This is a genomic window from Stenotrophomonas sp. INTA L402-1 (genome assembly GCF_059295135.1).
In genome coordinates, this window is the sequence record NZ_JCAFWP010000122.1 from 1 (window position 1) to 695 (window position 695).

Here is a 695-nt window from a genome sequence, read left to right on the forward strand (position 1 = left end):
GCGCAATCGCTTGCCCCTTTGGCGTCGTTGAGATGGTCGATACGATTGCACAGAAATGCGACCTTTGTAACCAGCGCAGTTCCGGCACGCAAGCCTGTATTGACGTCTGCCCAACACAGGCGTTACGGCTGATGGACGATAAAGGGTTGCAGCAGATAAAGGTGGCCCGCCAGCGCAAAACGGCAGCAGGAAAAGCGTCATCAGACGCTCAGCCATCTCGCAGTGCAGCGTTGCTCCCCGTTAACTCGCGTAAAGGCGCAGATAAAATTTCAGCGAGTGAACGGAAAACCCACTTTGGCGAAATCTATTGCGGGCTGGATCCACAACAAGCGACTTATGAGAGTGACCGCTGTGTTTATTGTGCCGAAAAAGCTAACTGCAACTGGCATTGTCCGCTGCATAACGCTATTCCGGATTACATCCGTCTGGTACAGGAAGGAAAGATTATTGAAGCGGCAGAACTTTGCCACCAGACCAGTTCCTTACCCGAAATCTGCGGCAGGGTATGTCCACAGGACCGTCTTTGTGAAGGCGCATGTACTTTGAAAGATCACTCTGGCGCAGTCTCTATCGGGAATCTGGAACGCTACATCACCGATACCGCGCTGGCGATGGGCTGGCGTCCCGATGTCAGCAAAGTTGTTCCCCGTATCGAAAAAGTGGCGGTGATTGGCGCAGGGCCTGCAGGGTTAGGG

The 695-nt window shown here is 53.7% G+C and carries 1 pseudogene; it reads left to right on the forward strand.

Features of this window, described 5'->3' with window-relative positions:
• Nucleotides 1-32 precede the first annotated feature (32 nt).
• Nucleotides 33-695 (forward strand): annotated as a pseudogene (locus AC5O77_RS21835) (hypothetical protein); the annotation flags it as partial.